Annotated in this window: 1 protein-coding gene and 1 pseudogene; one reads left to right on the top strand and one right to left on the bottom strand. The window is 67.9% G+C overall.

Annotation, left to right across the window (positions count from 1 at the left end):
• Positions 1 to 393: 393 nt before the first annotated feature.
• The gene (locus JHD07_RS32175) at positions 394 to 1,176 is read right to left on the bottom strand and encodes a DUF2147 domain-containing protein (RefSeq protein WP_291629464.1); all 783 of its coding nucleotides are present in this window, start codon (positions 1,174 to 1,176) and stop codon (positions 394 to 396) included.
• 189 nt (positions 1,177 to 1,365) lie between these two features.
• Here JHD07_RS32175 and JHD07_RS32170 point away from each other — a divergent pair.
• Positions 1,366 to 1,629: pseudogene (locus JHD07_RS32170) on the top strand (DUF2147 domain-containing protein); the annotation flags it as partial.

Here is a 1,629-nt window from a genome sequence, read left to right as displayed (position 1 = left end):
GGAGGGGGCGGGCGCCGGCTGCGGCTGCGCCTGGGCGATCTCGATGGGCTCGGAGCCGAATGCCATGTTGCTGCCGGCCAGCGCCAAGGCGGGCAGGACGAGCGCGACGACGAGACGGCGCCAGGCTACCAATGAAGTCACGAGAAGGTCCCGGTGAGAAGGCGAGGCGAGATCGCGCGATTTCAACGGGGGATGGCTGAATGGCGGATGAACGCGTGTCGAGAGGGCGTTTGCACGCGCGCAATGCTGATGGAGGACTGGCTATCTCCACATCGTCATGGCCGGGCTTGACCCGGCCATCCACGACTTGACACACGATCCGGAGAGCGTGGATGCCCGGGACAAGCCCGGGCATGACGACGTCGTATGCTTTGCGATGTGACACCGTCGGTGTCAGCCCACGCGCTTCCAGGTCTGGCCGCCGCAGAACATGCCGCCGAAGGCGCAGCCCTGCACGCGCATCGTGTTCGGACCCTTCATCGAGATCGTGGAATCGTAGTTGCGGCCGGAGTTGGGGTCGCGAATGCGGCCGCTCCACTTCGATCCCTCGGGCTTCATGTTGATCAGGACGCGCTCGTTGGTCTTCTCGGCGTAGCCGCAGAGATTGACGCCACACTGCTCGACGCGGACATTGCCCTTGTTCTCTTCGGTGGCCCAAATGCCGATCGGGGTGTTCGCCGCTGCCACCGGCGCGGCCGCCACGGGAGCCGGTGCCGGAGCAGCAGCGACGGGTGCGGGGGCGGCCACGGGAGCAGGCGCAGCGACGGGAGAAGGCTGCGTGCCGTCGAAGCCGACGGAGGGAGCGGCAGCAACGCTCGCGGCCGGGGCCGCGGGTGCTGTCGCGGCTGGTGCGGCCGGCGCGGTCGCCTGCGGCAAGGGCTGCTGCTGGACGGGGGCCGGCGCGGGCTGCGCCGTCGTCGTCGCCGGAGCCGGCGTGGTATCTTCGTCATCATCCTTCGAGCCGCCGAGACCCTTGAGATTGATGTTGTTCAGCTTGATCGGCTTGTCGGACAGGCCGGGCGCCACGATGGTCACGCAATTGAGCGAAGCGCAGTTGCGCGGCGTCTCGATGCGGATGCGCTGGCCCTCGATCTGGAACGAGATCGAATTGCCGGCGTGCGCGGCAGCCGTCGAAGCGAGGAAGAGGGCGGCGGCGGCGATGGTGAGCCTGTTCATGACAACCTCCGAAAATAGCGCGGTCCCGATGGACTGGTCGCTGGTGGATGAAGCGTGGTTCGACCCTACGCCGGGGTGGTCAGGGGTTCTGTGATGGGCATCACAACGAGCGCGGCCGCCTGGGTGAGGTAGCGCACATTCAGCCGCACCTGGCCTGATAGAGTCGCCGTGACATCGAGGGAGACGCCGATGCAGCGGCTTGCGACTTGGCTTGCAACCTGGCTTGGCACATCGATCGCGCTGATGGCGATCGCGCCAACAGCGCAGGCGGGCTCTTACACCTTCTCGATCGGCGGCCACCGGGTCCATGTCGAAGCGCCGCGCAAATGCCGATCCGCCTCCTGTGTCACGGTGTCCTCCAACCGCAGCCTGCGGCCGACGGCAGATGCCGGCCCAGCGGCGCCCGCGCCGCTCGTCCAGGCGCCGCAGCCGGCTTGTCCGGCGGCGGCAGTC

The organism is Bradyrhizobium sp., from assembly GCF_016462955.1.
Taxonomy (GTDB): Bacteria; Pseudomonadota; Alphaproteobacteria; order Rhizobiales; family Xanthobacteraceae; genus Bradyrhizobium.
The sequence above is the reverse complement of the archived record's forward strand: the minus strand, read 5'-3'. Positions and strand labels throughout refer to the sequence as shown.

Excerpts from the sequence above, each read along its gene's own strand:
- JHD07_RS32175 (WP_291629464.1), bottom strand. The coding sequence starts at position 1,176 with ATGAACAGGCTCACCATCGCCGCCGCCGCCCTCTTCCTCGCTTCGACG.